10 protein-coding genes are annotated in these 17209 nt (G+C 45.1%); 2 read left to right on the forward strand and 8 right to left on the reverse strand.

From position 1 onward, the window contains the following. Position 1: 1 nt before the first annotated feature. The 7 genes from IFU39_RS04670 to IFU39_RS04700 form a co-directional block, all read right to left on the reverse strand. Positions 2-895: a carbohydrate ABC transporter permease gene (locus IFU39_RS04670; protein WP_091020978.1), complete on the reverse strand. Its 894-nt coding sequence runs from the start codon at positions 893-895 to the stop codon at positions 2-4. A gap of 13 nt (positions 896-908) precedes the next feature. Beyond that, the gene (locus tag IFU39_RS04675) at positions 909-1823 is read right to left on the reverse strand and encodes an ABC transporter permease (protein WP_091020977.1); all 915 of its coding nucleotides are present in this window, start codon (positions 1821-1823) and stop codon (positions 909-911) included. 61 nt (positions 1824-1884) lie between these two features. Further along, positions 1885-3621: an extracellular solute-binding protein gene (locus tag IFU39_RS04680; protein ID WP_091020976.1), complete on the reverse strand. Its 1737-nt coding sequence runs from the start codon at positions 3619-3621 to the stop codon at positions 1885-1887. A gap of 249 nt (positions 3622-3870) precedes the next feature. Further along, positions 3871-5277, reverse strand: coding sequence for a response regulator (locus IFU39_RS04685; RefSeq protein WP_105598857.1), 1407 nt, complete (start codon positions 5275-5277; stop codon positions 3871-3873). Beyond that, positions 5274-6986, reverse strand: coding sequence for a sensor histidine kinase (locus IFU39_RS04690; RefSeq protein WP_105598856.1), 1713 nt, complete (start codon positions 6984-6986; stop codon positions 5274-5276). Before IFU39_RS04690 ends, IFU39_RS04685 begins: the two co-directional genes overlap by 4 nt. A 229-nt stretch (positions 6987-7215) precedes the next feature. Further along, a complete protein-coding gene (locus IFU39_RS04695) occupies positions 7216-7713 on the reverse strand; it encodes an SMI1/KNR4 family protein (protein WP_105598855.1) in 498 nt (165 codons plus the stop codon). 156 nt (positions 7714-7869) lie between these two features. Beyond that, positions 7870-14253, reverse strand: coding sequence for a rhamnogalacturonan lyase family protein (locus tag IFU39_RS04700; RefSeq protein WP_105598854.1), 6384 nt, complete (start codon positions 14251-14253; stop codon positions 7870-7872). 208 nt (positions 14254-14461) lie between these two features. On the opposite strand from IFU39_RS04700, the gene IFU39_RS04705 reads away from it, so the two are divergent. Next, positions 14462-15334 carry a helix-turn-helix transcriptional regulator gene (locus IFU39_RS04705; protein ID WP_105598853.1) on the forward strand — a complete coding sequence of 291 codons (873 nt, stop codon included), beginning with the start codon at positions 14462-14464 and terminating at the stop codon, positions 15332-15334. Between the two features lie 118 nt (positions 15335-15452). Here the strand turns inward: IFU39_RS04705 and IFU39_RS04710 are convergent, their stop codons facing one another. After that, positions 15453-16190 carry an SDR family NAD(P)-dependent oxidoreductase gene (locus IFU39_RS04710; RefSeq protein ID WP_105598852.1) on the reverse strand — a complete coding sequence of 246 codons (738 nt, stop codon included), beginning with the start codon at positions 16188-16190 and terminating at the stop codon, positions 15453-15455. A 176-nt stretch (positions 16191-16366) separates the two neighbouring features. On the opposite strand from IFU39_RS04710, the gene IFU39_RS04715 reads away from it, so the two are divergent. Beyond that, on the forward strand, positions 16367-16981 hold the full coding sequence (locus tag IFU39_RS04715) for a TetR/AcrR family transcriptional regulator (protein WP_105598851.1): 615 nt from the start codon (positions 16367-16369) through the stop codon (positions 16979-16981). The last annotated feature ends 228 nt before the right edge of the window (positions 16982-17209 follow it).

Raw genomic sequence — 17209 nt, forward strand, 5'->3', positions numbered from 1 at the left:
GTTATTCTTTGACCGATCCGACGACAATGCCAGTCACAAAGTATTTTTGCAGTAACGGATAAATCAGCAAAAGCGGGATAACAGCGACCACGATTTTGGCTGCGTTCAGGTTTTTGTTCGAAATTTCAGTCAGGTTGCTGAGTTCACTGGAATTGGTGCCTGCTTGAAGCAAATCGGCAATATTCACGTTAAGGGACTGAATATAGGTCATTAGCGGGTAATTGCTAACTTTGGTCATATAGATCAAACCACTGAAGAAGTCATTCCATGTACCCACGATACTGAATAAGGCGACTGTCGCCAGCGCAGGAATGGACACAGGGACATACACTTTGAACAAGACCTGAATGGGATTTGCTCCATCGATGAACGCTGCTTCTTCAAGCGCCTTAGGTACAGCGGAGAAGAAATTCATCACGAGGATGACACTGAATATGGGGACAGCACCTGGCAGAACGAGTGCCCATATCGTATTCAGCATGTCCAGGTTTTTGATCAGCAGGTAACTCGGAATCATGCCTCCGCTAAACAACATGGCAAAAATCATGATATTCATATAAATGTTTCTGCCTTTGAAATCCCTCTTCGATTTGGATAGCGGATAAGCCATTAAAATAATCAAAACCATGTTAAGCACAAGGGTAAGCGCGACACGTAGAACAGATATGCCAAAGGAACGCCAGAACTGTGCATCATCAATAATTTTGGTGTACGCTGCTGTTGTAAAATTGACTGGAACGAGACCTACTGCATTTGCGGATACCGCCTCGCTGCTGCTGAATGAAATGGCAACGATATTCCATAACGGAAGAAGGCAGACCAATGCCAGCATGATGACGATGGCATAGATGACAAACCGGCCAATTCGATCTTTGAAGTTTGCAGAATAGGACACAGGTTTGGCCTCCTTAGAATATTTTTCGATCCGTATATTTTTTGGCCAACTGGTTGGCAGACAAGAGCAAAACAATGCCGATTACGGACTTGAACAAACCAACAGCTGTACCGAAGCTATACTGTCGTCCAACGAGACCGATCCGATAGACATAGGTATCCAGAATGTCGCCTGACTCATAGACAACCGGGTTATACAGATTATAGACTTGGTCGAAACCGGCGCTCAAAATGTTGGTCAGACTCATTACGCCCATGAGCAGAATAATAGGCAGCATGCCTGGCAATGTAATATGCCATACTTTTCTCCACCAACTGGCTCCATCCATTCCTGCCGCTTCATACAGACCGGGATCAATGGACGTAATGGCAGCCAGATAGACGATGGAACTGTAACCAAATTCTTTCCATACATCAGTTCCTATAATCAGTGGCTGGAACCAGGTGTTACTGCCAAGGAAATTAATATTTTCGAGGCCAAAAAACGCCAACATTTGATTCACAATGCCATCCAGACTGAACATGTTGACAACGACCGATGCCAGTACAACCCAGGATAGAAAGTGCGGCAGATAAACGATCGTCTGCACGGATTTTTTAACGTATTTGACACGAATTTCATTTAACAAAACGGAAAAAATGATGGCCATCATCGTTCCAAGCAAAATCTTGCCAATCGCTATCACCAACGTATTGCTGACGACCTGCGCGATATCCGGCAGCTTGAACATATAAGTGAAATGTTTCAGCCCTACAAATTCAGAGCCAAACATGCCTTTGGCCGGTATATAGTCCTGAAAAGCCGTAATGATACCGACCATTGGAACATAGCTGAATACCAGCAAAAACAAAATGCCTGGTAGCATCATCATATGGTACATGGCACCTGGGCCAAGCCGGCCTCTCGCTTTCAATTTCCCCTGTTTCATGGATGAACCCCTTTCCTTGAAGAAAGGCTGCTTATCGCAGCCCTGCTACTGTGCATGGATATTATTGTTTGGATGCGATCTCATCTTCAATTTCCTGAATGACTTGATCACCGCCTTGTTTTTTCCAGTTATTCACGAATGTATCGAAGTAATCCAAAGGTTCTGAACCCGTTATAATTTTGATAAACGATTCCTGCTCCAACTTCGTCAGATTGGCCCACGTCTGTTTCATGCTTGGTGTAGTGCCGGAGAAAGCAGGTGTCATCCATACGAATTTGTTTTCCTGTGTCAGTTTGTCGATCAGCCCCACTCCGTTGATCCGTGAATGATATTTGGACCAAGCAGTCACATCATCCGTATCCATGTCGCTCAAATAAGTTTTGATGCTGCCGATATTGTTTTTCGATTCGGTTGTTCGAACCTCATCCAGGCCAATCTCACCTTTGATCCCACGAACAACGTCAGAGTAATCATCCAGCAGCGATGTAGCCGAATTGACTTCGATATTAAAAGGTCTCGTAGATCCGTCTACCCCGGTCTCCTGATATTTGGCAGCTTCTGGCATGGTTGTTGCGGCATCTTTATCATTGGCCAATTTATCGTAGAACAGGTTAAGAATCTTAACGGCCAGTTCAGGGTGTTCGTATCCCTTTCTCACCACGATAAACTGATTGGATGGATTGGCATGCGCTACGTTTACTTTGCCGTTTGCATCCTCCAGCGTATAAGCCGAGAATTTCGCATTTTTATCCATCTGTTTTGCACTGATCAGTCCCCAGTCAGGGATATGCCACGGTCCAAAAGCAATACCGCTTTGGCCATTGGCGTAGAGTGCCGTAATATCGTCAAACGTGCGGGTTCCAAATTGCGGGTCGATGATACCATTCTTGAACCAATCCGCCATGATACCCAGCATCTTCTTCGTTGCTTCTGTCGTGGAACCATACACGATTTTGCCGTCTTCACCATTCATCCAATATTGCGGGAAGGCTCTCTCGGTTGAGGCCACACCCAGCATCGTATATGCAGAACCATTATAATCTGTTGTATTCATCGTATTCACAAATGGAATACCTACCGGGTTCCCCGATTGGCCAGGGTCTCTTTCCAGGAATTCCTGTGCCGTTTTCTCTACTTCATCGAGCGAGATGGCACCGTCTCCGTCTGCATCAAGTTGTATCCCCAACAGATCCAACCAGTCCTGACGAACCCAAACCATCGTGGGTGCGGAATCCAGAGAAGTCGCCGGAAGTCCCATCAGACGTCCATCAATCGTTGCATTTTCTAATGCACGGCCATCATAGGAATCGTATATCTGCTTGATATTATCCGTAGCATATTGATCATATATGGTTGTCAGATCCTCAATCAGATCGTTATCCACCAGCTCTTTCAATTCATCTTTGGAATCAACACGCATCATGTCTGGCAATTCCCCGGACGCGATGGCGAGCGAAACCTGACGGCTATAATCTTCGCCATTGGCTTCAAATTGATCTGAAATCTGTGCGTTAAACGTGTCTTTGACCAGCCTTGTATACGCGTTGTTCTCATAGGTATCACCACTCGGCAGTTTCGGGTTGGCTGTGGTTACCCGTCCCATGGTAACGGTAATTTCGTCTTTATAGGCACTGAACGGATCTCCCGGCGTTACCTCATATTTGCCTGCTTCTTCTGCAGTAGGAGGAGTGGAAGAATCTCCACATGCCGCTAGGGCAGCAACCATTAAGGCAGACATGGACAGCACGGCCAGACGTTTCGTCAACCGTTTGCTTTTCATGGACCATTTTGTTCTCATCTAGTTCGATTCCCCTTTTTCTGATATTTAATATTTGTTTGCGCTTTCATTATAAAATGGAGTGAAGCCCCATCGTGATAGGGATTACACGTCCGTTTGGATAGAGAAATGATTACAGTTTTTCAGTCCGCATTATGAAGTATGGTTAACTTGTGAGCATTTACCCTACCTACGGATCTACATTCGTCTAACCACCCTTACTCTTAATCAAAAACAAAAGCCGGCAGCTCCTAAAACAGGAGCTGTCGGCTATTTATTTCCCCTACCCAGCTGCCGATATTCGCTTGGCAGAAGACCGGTCAGTTCGCGGAAAATGCGGCTGAAATACTTTTCATCCGTATACCCCACTCGCTCCGCAATCCAGAAAATCGTATTATTCGTATTGAGCAAATATTCTTTGGACTTCTCTACCCGGATAAATCGGGAGTACTCATTAAAGGTTTTGCCCATCAGATCTTTGAAACATTGACTGAAATAACTTCGGCTGATGTTAAGTTGTTGCGACAGACCTGAAGCTGTATAGGGATGCTCCAAATCATTTTGCACGATCATCACCGCTTTCTTAACGGCATCGATGATTTCCTGCGAATACGAAGTCTGTTCATCTGCTTTTTGAATGCTTGCAGCTGTCTGCTTGATCCATGCTTCAACCTCGTACCAGGACTCGAAAGAATGTATCATGGCGATTCTTCCAAGCGTAGTTTGGGCAAAAAGGTGGTTCCATTCCATAACGATCGAGTACAGCAATCCCATCAACTGACCTTTATGTAATCGTAATGATATAAACTGGTCAATGAGTTGATTGTAGTAACTGTCGTGGTGGGTCCATGGTGTCTGGAACCAACTTTGCTTAATCCGATCCATCTCTTCATCCTGCGGTTCTTTTAAACATGTGTTGTCCTCATTCATCGAAACGGTAATGACTTGGTTATTGGGGTTGTACGCATAGAATAAAGACGTATCTGTATAATTCATAATCCAGTTTTTGATCTGTGACCATGTGCGCTCTTGTACATCAGACAAAACCAACAACGTACCATGGGGAACTTGATGCAGCGATTCCTTCAATTGATGAAATAGTTGATCCTCTTTCGACGGGTGAACAGCCCACATGCAGCTATTCCGCTCAACCTCCCACCTTACCTCATCTTCATGCGCAGTTATCTCCATTGGCCACTTATGCTCTGATTTTCGATCCTGTGAAACAAGTGCATACACATGTTGATAATGGACATTGATTTCATTCTGCGAAGGCATCTTTCTGATCGTGTTTGTCAACCCGTTGATTCGGGTATGTATCCGTTGCAGAACATGTTCAAATTGCTCTTTCTCCAGCTGGACTTTGGCTATATAGTCAATGGCTCCGAGTCTGAGTGCTTCCTGGATATAATCGAAATCCTGATGCAGTGTTAACACAACGATGTGAAGTTCCGGATAGAGCTGCCTCGCAGCTCGCATCAGTTCAATCCCTGACATAACGGGCATCGCAAGATCCGTCAGCATCAGATCGACCGGTTGGGTTTTCAGGAAATCCAGTGCTTTCGCCCCGTTACTCGCCTCTCCTACAACCTCCATGCTGAACTCTTTCCATGGCATCGCAGAGCTAATGCCTTTGCGCACCAACTTATCATCATCTACAATTAATACCTTAATCATGCCGAGATATCTTCTCCTTTAATAGGCAAAACGAGCAGGATGCTTGTCCCTGTTCCCAATTCACTCTCAATCACCAGTTGTGCTTGATCCCCGTACTGTGCTTTCAACATGCGGTGAACGTAATTGAGTCCGATGCCCATTCCTACTTTTTGTTGTTCAGCTTCACGATTGTTCAGCAGATTATGAATGGTTTCCTCAGTCATACCTGCACCATTATCTTGTATCATAATGTTCAACGTTGAAGTGCATGTTACTTCAATCTGAATAAAACCTTCGTCACTCAATCCATGATATAACGAATTTTCAACCAGCGGTTGCAGAATGAAGCGGGGCACAGGAATTTGAAGCACTTGTTCATCTGCAGTAATACGGACGTCAAATTCAAAATCATAGCGAATTTGCTGCAAAATCAGATACTGTCTTAACGCATCAATCTCCTCTTCCATCGTGGAGACTTGCCCTAATTTGCCCAAATTGTAATACAGTAACTTGTTTAATGACTGCACCAGCTTGTCGATCTCTCCTTGTCCGTTCATGACGGCCAACCAGTGCACCGTATCGAGCGTATTCATCAGAAAGTGCGGGTTGATCTGATAGAGCAGTTTTTCCACTTCCAGGTCTGCACGTATCTTCTCTTTCTGCTGAACTTCCTTGAAGAGGTCACCAATCTGATGCTGCATATTCGAAAATTCACCGAGCAGAAAATCAAATTCAGGAATCTGAGTGCGAGCTCGGTTCCCTTTCGTTTGTGGATTTTTGGACATCCCATTGATCTCCGAATGGAACAGACCGAGTGGTTTGTAGACCATCTTCCACAGGAGCCAAGCGAGAAACACGGTAAATCCGAGAAAAAATAAAGCGACCAGCAAAATTTGAAGCAACCACTGGTTTTTCTCCTGTTGATATTGAGACTGCGAAATGACCGATACGACACTCCATTTCTGTGAGGAATCCTCCTTGAACCAGTGATACCCCCGGGATATCCCGTCCTTGGCAGGATCTACTGTCAAGCTGGAGAAATTCTCCCCTACCTTCATGGCTTCCGGTATTTCGCTGTACACAATGTTGCCTTCACCATCCAGGATGAGATGAGATAATGCGCCATTGTATTGATTGTAGCCCAAGATATCCTGTGTGAGGCGAAAGCCTGATTCTACGTAAATGAACACGTCGTTCCTCTCGGAAAGTTGTACTTTACGCATAGCAGACAGAACAAGTTGATCATCAAATCGGTTCATACTCATATGGGGGCCATAGTACTTAATGCCATAGGTTTGGAAGAGCACAGGCAGAGACTCAGGAGAGAAACGATCCTTAATTGGAAAGTTTCCGAACTGAGTAGTACCTTCTTTTTCAAAGTAATATAACGTCAGTCCGATGTTGGGATTGGTAAATGTGACCACACTTAACTCGCTCTTTAATTCGTCCCTGGCCTCAATTAATTCGAAGATATCAGAGGACGGATTCAAGAATTCATCCATGCTTTTGCCCAAAGTTCCTCTGTAGGACAATTGCTGGGTAACGTGATTCATATTGGTGATTGAATTCTCCAATGAGGACGTGACCTGCTGTAAATTGCTACGGATGCCATCATCAATTTTGTTGGCGAAGATGGAGTCAATAGTATAATAAGAGATTACAAATATGCTGATAAAAGGGATAAACGCACTGAGAAAGAACAATAAAAAGATTCTTTTTTTAAGTGTCATTCTGACTTATTCTCCTTCTGAAAATGAAACAGCAAGCCTCCTGATATGGAAGCTTGCTGTGGATATACATAGAGCTATGCCGATTATCGATTTTTCCATAGCCCTCGTCCAAGTCCAATTTCCTTTCATCATTATAGATTGATATTCAAATAAGTCAAACGCTTTCATAGAGGAGGGTAACATCTAAGAGATTAATAGATGAAGTTCTCTAAAAGAGATCGAAATTTGCTCAATAAAGTGTTATTGAATTCGACATAATGAGTTCCATAAACTCATTCAGATGATTAGCCACTTTTTTAATTTCTTCAAATTCTGGTTCTTCTCCATATACAATCGCTCCTATTTCATTGGATAAGTCAATAGCATAGAAGGAATAGACACCGTTAACAGAAATCATGATTGGTAGATAATGATTCCACCATGTCGTTATTTCTGATCTCCATTGATCGTCTCCGTTTGTTGCTTCCAAGCTGAGCAGTTCAAATTCATTCCATTGAAAATCAGCATCTGAACTATTTTTGTATTCACTCTCACAAAGGAACCATGTCTTTTCATCAGGGGTAATGCATTGTTCCATCACACGTAAAAAATCTAAATATTCTTCCGGAATAACTTTGTATCTAGTTATGAAACTGACATCTAAATCTAAATGATAATTCGATTTCTGAGTTATTATCCAACCGTTTGACTCAGCCCAAATCATAAATTCATGGATTTTGCTGCTCAAAGTACACCTTCTTCCCTCAAAATGGACTCTCTTTACAATTTTATCGCAAAATAAGTAAAAAGTGCTACTCCTCAAATGGATGAGGAATAGCACTTTTTTATAAACCTAACCTACTTTAATTCATTGTGGATAATGGAATGCCTCAAACATTTCAGTCTACTCTCGTACCGTCACATTTAATTTGTGTGATCTGGTTTCCCCTGAAGAATTACGAAGTACAGCTTCATACTCGTAGATTCCAAGTGCTCTTCCAGAGATAGAGGTAACCGCAGACTGTGCACCAGGCGAATGAGATTGCAGCGGTTGTGTGTCAATCAATACACCATTTTCGTAAAGTTCGTATTCGGTTGCGTTTGTTCCCCACCACAGATTCATGGTGACATTATAGTTGCCGTCACCGTCCCAGTTGTCGTTCGACAGAACGGCTTGCCCCGGAGAAGCATCCGTGACGATGACTGTCAGTGGAACACTCATGGTTGAACCCAGTGCATTAATCAATTCTCCAGTATAGATATAGGTGCCATTTTTCTTTCCAGTAATATCAACTTGAACAGATTGGGCGGATGGAGATTGATCGACCAGAGAAATTTCTTTAATCAATTCACCATTCTCATACAGCTTGAACTGATTGCCGTTATTCCCCCACCACAGATTCATCGTGATTGTATAGTCTCCGTCTTTGAGCCCCGTGTCGTAACCATTATTATCAGATAACACCGGAGTGCCAGGGGCACCGTTTGCTAGTGGCGTTGTCTGATGGAGCCATTCCTCCCACTTAATCAGTACACTTGCCTGCTCATCCGTAAATACGGTTCCTCTAGCTAATTGAACGTCATTACCGTAGGATGCAAGCAATTGACGCGCTTTTGCTCCTTCACGATCGTTTGCTGCCTGTTTGGCCTGCTGTAACGTGTTTGTGAGCTGATCAGCAAGAACACCAGCATTAGGATCGATCGATTCATCAGCAAAGGCGTTGGTCAGATTAATCAGGCTGTCGAATGTAGCAATAACGCCAAAACGATATTCTACCGTCTGTTCCCAGCCAGCCAAATCGGAGACCGTTGCCGTCACCTGGTTCAGGCCGGGTTCCAGTGTATACGCAGGAGTGTCGAGAAGCACACCCTCCGGTTCTTTCACACCGGATACCGAATCGGAAGCTGTATAACCAATTTCCACATGCTGATCAATGGTGTATTCAGCTTGACCATGAATTTCAATGGTTGGAGGTATAAGATCAATGGATATGGATAAAGACTGTTCGCTCTCTTTATTACCGTCAACATCGACACTCCAGTAGATAATGGTATGTGTACCTTCTTCAGTTAGAGTCAACTGTGTGCCACTAACCGTTTCGCCCCCATTGATTTGATAATAGGTCCCTTCGAGATCGGAATCTTCATCGCTTGCTGTGAAGGTTACTTGTGCCGGAGAAGTATACCAGTCGTTCTGCGATTCTCCTTCCACAGTTGCCGTAGTATGCGGGGCCTTCTGCTCCGGAGATTCCCCTTCCAACGTAACAAAATCAGATAAAGGTATATTCAATTCCTTCACAAGACGTGCCACGAGTTCAGAAACCTTGATTGCACCGTTCATTTGCAAATGTGTATTGTCCTCGGTTGTACCTACCCACATGAATATCGATTTGGTTCCTTCTGTGCCAAGCTCCTGGAAATGCTCCCAACTGGCTTGGTTCAGATCAATGATGAGTGTTTCCGTCTCCTGCGCTGTTTCTTTCATCGCCTGTACGTATTCCGGGAAGCTCTTGTTCAGCACTTCGCCGGTAAAATCACGACGATTCACTGGCGTGACCAGAACTGGAATCGCACCTCTCTGCAGAGCACCGTTAATGTATTCTTTTAGATATACCTTAAACTGCTCAGGCGTAAGATAACGCTCTGGACGTGAAGGTGTGGAATCGTTATGAGACCACTGCATGAACAGATAATCGCCTTCTTGAATGTCGAGTAAAATATCGTTGAGATATCCACCGACCAGGAAGGTCTTGCTGCTCAATCCTCCAATTGCCCGGTTATCAATACTGACTTCATTTGCATCAAAATATCCACCCAACGTTTCGCCCCAACCTGCTTGCGGACGGTAGTTCTCCGCATAATTGGCCACAGTGGAATCGCTGGCCAAATAAATAACAGGTTTATCGCTTGCACTGTGATCTGGCAGACGCTCCAGCTTCAGCGCATTGATCTTCGGTGCATTTCCGGTGAAGTTGAAGTTAAATACCCCATCAATCAGGGCAATGTCGTACGTAATTTCTTTGAATTCGCCCTTGGCAACGGTTGTGAGCGGCAACTTGGTCATTTGCTCCACAACAACATTTGCGCTAGTTGATTCCTCCGTATCCCCGATGGTCATCGTTACCCGATAATTGGCCGGCTCCATTTCCGCCAGGAAAGAGGTACCATTTACTCGTGTGAAATCTTCCTTGAGCAAATCTCCGGTTTCCCGGTTCTCATCTTTGGTCAGCGCAGTATCAGCAAAGCCGTACCCATTGCCTTCAATGTACGCTCTTTTGGCATCTACCTTGATGTATCCGTCGGCTGCGTCGCCAGAACCAAAGTCAAATTTGTATTCACTTATCTCTTCGCTTGGTTCACTTGTCAATGAATCCTTCGCCACAGTTAACATGTTAAACGTATGGTCAACTTGAGACTGCGTGGCTTCCGTATTGAATATGGCTTCCGCAGCTGCCAAAGCCCGGTTCACCACGGCCTTCGATGCATCCGTATAATCCGACAGATTCAGTGCTTTGATCTCATCGTACAGAGCTATCAAGGCCGTCTGATCGCCACTCTCTGAAGAGAGCTGAGTGCCTTCAATTCGTACGTTGTCGATCTGGGTAGTCCAGTTCAACGTGCCTCCACCGCCTTTTCTCGTTCCCAGGAACCGCATGGATCTGACGTTGTCCGCATATGCGGCGGAACTCAGCGAGATATCTGCAATCGTTTGGGTAACTGTCGGATCGGCTAGGTTCGTTAATGTCAGATCCAATGTTTTCTCGGCAAAATTAACGGTTGCATCCACATTGACCCACTGGTTCTTGGAAATATCTGTAGCCGTTCCCCCTTCGGGTATAGCTGTATCCCCTGTGCCGTAGTCTGGGTTATATGCACCGACAAAATAATGAATTTTGGTGCTTCCGGTTTTGGTATACAGCGTGAACAGTGCATTTTCGTTAGAATCCTGTATTGTGAGGTGACCTTCTGAAGGATAGGCACTCACATTACCGGATTGCCAGTCAAAGTTCACGTTCACCTGATCGCCGTTTACGGCATCGAACAGACGGAATACTTTGGCCCGATTGCCCGATCCGGAACCCGCTACGGACAGTACTTTATTTCCAGACTGTTCAACAACGGTTCCCGTCATGGTCCCTGCAATACCCGTGGCATTGACCATCGCATATTGGTAGCCCGCAGCATCACCTTCAAAATTCTCCTCATATAGCTGGGCTTCCGGCTCTGGCTCTGGCTCGGAAATATCCGGGTCAATGACCAGTGATGAAATGCTCAGCTCCATGTCTTTGACTGCACCAGCAACGAGTCCGGCAATTTTCTGTGCACCATAGCTGCTGAAATGCGTATTATCGTTGATACCATTTGGGTATTTTGGATATTCACCCGGATTAGCATATAAGAACACTTTTTCCGTAGCTGTGTTACCAATTTTGTCGTAGTAAGCAATACTCAACTTGCTCAGATCAATCAGTGGCACGTCCTGCTCTTCAGCTCCTTCTTTGGCAGCCTGAACATATGCCGGGAAGCTAACGTTGAATTCTTGAGTCACTGTATTAAAATCTCTGCGTCCAACCGGAGTCAGCAATACCGGTGTAGCGCCCCGCTGTTTGGCACCGTTTACATAACGAGCCAAATAAATTTTATAGTCCTCCGGTGATGCGTATCGGTCCGGTATCCCTGCACTGGCGTCGTTATGACCAAAGGAAATGAAGAAGAAGTCCCCCGGCTTAATTCGCTGCAGGATCGTATCGAGACGACCGTCTACCATAAAGGATTTACTGCTTCGACCACCGATCGCATCGTTCACGACGACTGCCCCATTGGAGAAATAACGTCCGAACTGCTGGCCCCATCCTTCTTGAGGAGCCTGCGCTTCACTGTAAGATTGCATGGTTGAATCACCAGCCATATAGATCGTTGTTGCCGCACCAGCCGCTTTCTCTGGATATTTTTCGATGATGACATCCTGGATGTCTATGGCTGTACCAGCGAAGAGCAGATCAAGCTGTCCATCCACCAATGCAACATCATAGGAATACTCCAGTGGTGTTCCAGCGGTCACATTTGTTATGGCGAGCTTCTGAACGAATTCGGATTTGACCCCCACGTTCGAATCATTGGTATCATTGCCCAATCGCAGCGTCACCTTATAGTTCGCATTGGGCAGATCAACGGCAAATGTCGTGCCCGCCGGGACCGAAACCTGTTTTGCCCCTACCGTAACACCATTTGTATCCTTGAAGCCGTATCCCGGATCTTGTGCGTAGAGCGTATCCTGTATGTTCGTACTTCCTGACGCAGTCTCTGTGCCAAAATTAAAACGGTAAACCTGCTCCGGCATTTCTGCTTCGCGAGTCAGCGCCAGATCAGCTTTAGGGAATGCTGTAGCTTCCGCTCCAAGATAAAAGCCGGTATGAGGCGGCTGGTTGTAGGCTACATTTTGCCAGGCTATGCCAAGTCGATACACAGGGTCCTGCATCAGCGTAGGGATGCGATAGTCTGAAGAAATGGTCGTTGTGTAGAGACGATACTCCGAACTATCTTCGCTCCGCAGCAGAAGCTCCTCACGCCAGTCGCCCAGAATGTCCGCCTGAAGTGCCGGATTGCCTTTGGTATGGTTGTTCGTTAACGTACCAGTTGCCCGGAAGATTTCATTCAGCTTTTTGTTTTGGTAATCCCACTTATAGATGAGCGGAATTCCTTTGGCTGTGCTATTATCCCACTCATGGTCCAACAGCTCCCGCTGAAGATCTCCATCCCACCAGATGGCAAAGTTGGCGGTTTTGGGCCCTTCGTCCACAGTGTAGATAGCCTCTCCTGCTGCTGAATAGGTATTGGTTACAGGTACACTTTGCCCGTTGGTAACGGTCGTGGCCCATGATTCGTAACCTGGATAGTTCGGATCAATGTCCGCCGACATCCCGCGACCGGTGTCAAAACCTGTTTTCTCACCCCAGAGGATTTCACCTGTTGCCGCATTGCGCATCTCCAGTCCGTATGCTGCATCCGAATGCTCGTGCACGCTTACGACCTGATAGCCCTCCCGGTTCGGATTGAGCTGGCCAGCGTGCATGGCGTCACCGTGGCCGAGTCCGGTGCTGTACAGCAAGCTGCCGTCATCATCAATGGCCAAAGCGCCAAACATAATTTCGTCCTTGCCATCCTGGTCAACATCCAGCACACTTAGATTATGGTTGCCCTGTGATTGATATTGTGAACCTACTTCGTTTGTGTCGAACGTCCAGCGTTTGACGAGTTTCCCGCCAACATAATCATAAGCAACAAGCACTGTACGGGTATAATAACCCCGGCTCATCACGACACTTGGCTTCGTACCGTCCAGATAAGCAATCGCGCCAAGGAACCGATCTACACGGTTGCCATAGCCGTCACCCCAATCGTTGACGTTGCCTCTTGGCGGATCATAATTCACAGTGGATACAGCCGCGCCAGTCTCACCGTTAAACAGCGTCAGATATTCCGGTCCTGACAGTATGTATCCGCCATCGTTGCGATAATCCTTCGTGCCGTCACCGATGACCGTGCCTTGGCCATCCTTTGTGCCGTCCGCCGTCTTGACAACAACCTCGGCCTTTCCGTTGCCATCGAGGTCATACACCATTAACTGCGTATAATGCGCTCCGGCCCGGATGTTGACTCCCAGGTCAATTCTCCACAGCTTGGTGCCGTCCAGTTTGATGGCATCGATATAGACATTGCCCGTATAACCGGCCTGCGAATTGTCCTTGGAATTGCTCGGACTCCACAGGAAAACAATTTCATATTCGCCATCCCCGTCCAAGTCAGCTACGGAAGCATCTCCTGCATAATAGGAGTAGGTTCCACCATCCTTGGTCCGGCCATCGGCCGGTTTATCGAGCGGAATAGGCAGATAATCGTTATGCCAGACCGATACAACCTCCGGTTGCATTTGCTCTTTGCCTGCAATAACGGTCGAGATCTGATATTGCGAGCTATCGAAACCAGTGGTGTCCACATAGTTCGTCACATCGCTTATGGGCGATGCGTTCACTTTGGTTCCATTTTTATATATATTAAAAGCGATATCATCTGGATCGTTGTTTAAATACCTCCAGCTCAGAAAAACGCCGTTGTCTACAAGAACCGCAACCAATCCCCGGTTAAGATACTCTGCTTGGCGACCCGGCAGGCTGCTTGATGACTCTGCACGTATCGGCGCCGGAGGGACAGCCAGTGAAATAACCATAAGGAGTGCTAAAAAAGATACAAACATCGATTTCTGGATGGAAACAGTTCTTCGGATCATTCGATTAACTCCTCCTTATCTAAAAATTCATTTGTAGAATCATCAGTTCGATCCTGCCCAGCTTGTTGTCATATGAACACAATTTACAGCCACCTCCTTTTTATGTTACCGCTTACATTTATCTTACAGGTCTAAAAAAAGACAGACAATCTAAAAAATGTGACGTATTATATAAGATAATTGACTTTTTTAGGAAGGAGACGAAACGATGGTTCATACGGTTTCTTATGCTTTTCGTAATGACGATACATCAATCATGACACTGGACTCTATTGGATGGCAGATCGTTTCTAGCGAAGAGTATCGTTGTCCAAGTGATGATAGACCGGACCCGGGGCACGTCGTTTTTCAATACACACTTAATGGTCAGGGTTATCTGGATATTGAAAATCAAACGATTCCTTTACCAAAGGGACATGCCCTACTTGTTAAAATCTCCGGAGAACATTGCTATTACTACAAACAAGAGAACAATGAACCATGGGAATTTATATGGATCAACATTCGCGGGGATGAAGCCAACCGAATTTGGGATATGATTCATGATAATGAGGGACATGTCATTCGACGAAACGCGGACTCTCCCTTGATTCAAGAGTTATGGCAAATTATCCATTTGATTCATCAAGAGAAAGTCACCGACAAATATCGGTTGTCTATGCAAATCTATCGTTGGTTACTCATCTTGGTGCAGACGAGTCGGGATGCAGAGAGGGATATCGGTGCCCTTTCCATAACAACGATTGAGAAATGTAAAAAGTTCATCCGAGAGAATTATGCATCTCCATTGACGTTGGATCTTCTAGCCAGCCATTGCGATATCAATAAACACTACTTGTGCAGGTTATTTCAGAAATCCGAGAAAACATCACCGCTAGCCTATCTCAAAGACAGACGCATTGAGGTGGCAGTTCGACTTCTCCGCACAACGGAACTCCCGATTTCCCAAATCGGTCAACAATGCGGCTTTGAGAGCCCCAGCTATTTCGGCAAAGTTTTTCGGCAATATATGTCCATGTCACCCAAAGAATATCGCATGAATAAGTTGGAGTTTCCTTACGAGGCTATCTATTATGAATAGCTGTTTGCTAGTTGTCCTTGGATTGGGAACTGCTCTTATACCAATACAATAAAAAAAGCCGCTAGAATAGCGACTTTTAATGGAACTATGTTCTTTGTGTGCTTCGGAATTGCTGAACTTATTGAGCGGTGTATCCTCCGTCTATGATCAGGCTATTTCCTGTCATATATGAAGAATCGTCACTAGCTAGGAACAGAACGGCTTTCGCCATCTCTTCTGCTTGACCCAGACGTTTCATTGGCGTTGCCGCAGAAAGTGCTTGCTTGCTCTCTTCCGGAATAATCGGTGTATCGATGAAACCTGGACAAAGGGAGTTCACTCGAATATTCTGCTCAGCATACTCCAGCGCGAGGGAACGAGTCAGATTCACAACGCCACCTTTAGCTGCATTGTAAGCTGCTGAACCAGGCGAACCAACCCATCCGTACATGGATGCCGTGTTGACGATTGTGCCTCCGCCGATTTTCAGCATTTCGCGGATCGATTCACGAGCGACCAAGAATACGCCGTCCAGATCAACATTGACTGTATTGCGCCATTCGGCATAATCAAGCTCATGCGTCGGATGAACACGTCCGATTCCCGCATTGTTGAATACGATATCCACTTGACCAAATGCTTCTACGGTTTGTTTGAAAATCTCAGAAACCTCTTCTTCACTTGTTATGTTTGCTTTAATAAAGAGAGCCTCTGCTTTAAGCGCATTTAGTTCCTGCTCAAACGCCTTACCTTTTTCTTCATTCAGATCCACCAAGACCACTTTAGCTCCTTCGGAAACGAATAAGCGAGCTGTCGCTGCACCAATTCCGGATGCTCCTCCTGTGATGACTGCAACTTTATCTTGAAGTTTGCCCATGAATAAATCCCCCAGTATAATATTTTGAATAGCGCCTATATAAATAGTGCTATATGATGTTTACAAAACTAATTCTATGCTTAAAATTGTAACATTCCAATCATTAAGATATGACCAAGTGTCTACCTCGTAGACACTTCATAAAAATATGTCTATATTTATAGGAGTTTTTTTGAATGAATAATGAACTTACTGTGACAGCTCAACATCGTAATCGAACCAAGGAGCACCTAAAAACCGCTCTGATTCAGCTTATTAAGAAAAAAGGATTCCATGGTGTTTCTGTCAAAGACATCGTTGATCAGGCGGGTTATAATCGCAGCACGTTTTATTTACACTACCAGGATAAATATATACTCGCCGAAGAGTTGTTGACTATGACACTCGAAGGATTGAGGGGTGCAGTAGGTAAACCCTATTGGCACGGCCAAAAGGTTTCAACAAACAAGCTGGATGCCGAATCTTTTCAAATCGTGGATTATATCTACGAACACCGTGACTTCTTCGAACTGATTCAATACGATGATACGTTACCTGGTCTACATACAGGCTTTCCACAAACCATACTCAAAATCTATCAGGAGCAATTTGTCTTTGAGACGATCAACAATTACCCAGTCAACATGGACTATTTCAAGTACTACACCGCTTACGGTTTTTTTGGACTGTTGAACAATTGGATATTAAGCGGATATCGTGAATCACGTGAGGCATTTATCAAAAACGTGATTGAACTCACCAAAACGCATATTCACTCTTTTCATTATGTGGGTAAGACGTTTGATTCTTGATCTCGTGAATAAGCTAGTCATCTGGGCATCGAAAGATATGTCTGCCGAAGATAACAGGCCAGTTGCAGATGGAGCAGATGCTCCTGATTACTCAGGGCTTCGCCCAGACACCAATGGGACGCAAAATCACAAGGGGATTTACAGCATAAATAAAAACGGGCATGTCATTTATACGAGAGAAATGTAATTCTCAAGATAAATACATGCCTAATAATAAAAGAGACCATG

It is taken from the genome of Paenibacillus sp. CFBP 13594, assembly GCF_014842675.1.
In the GTDB taxonomy this organism is placed as follows: domain Bacteria; phylum Bacillota; class Bacilli; order Paenibacillales; family Paenibacillaceae; genus Paenibacillus; species Paenibacillus amylolyticus_B.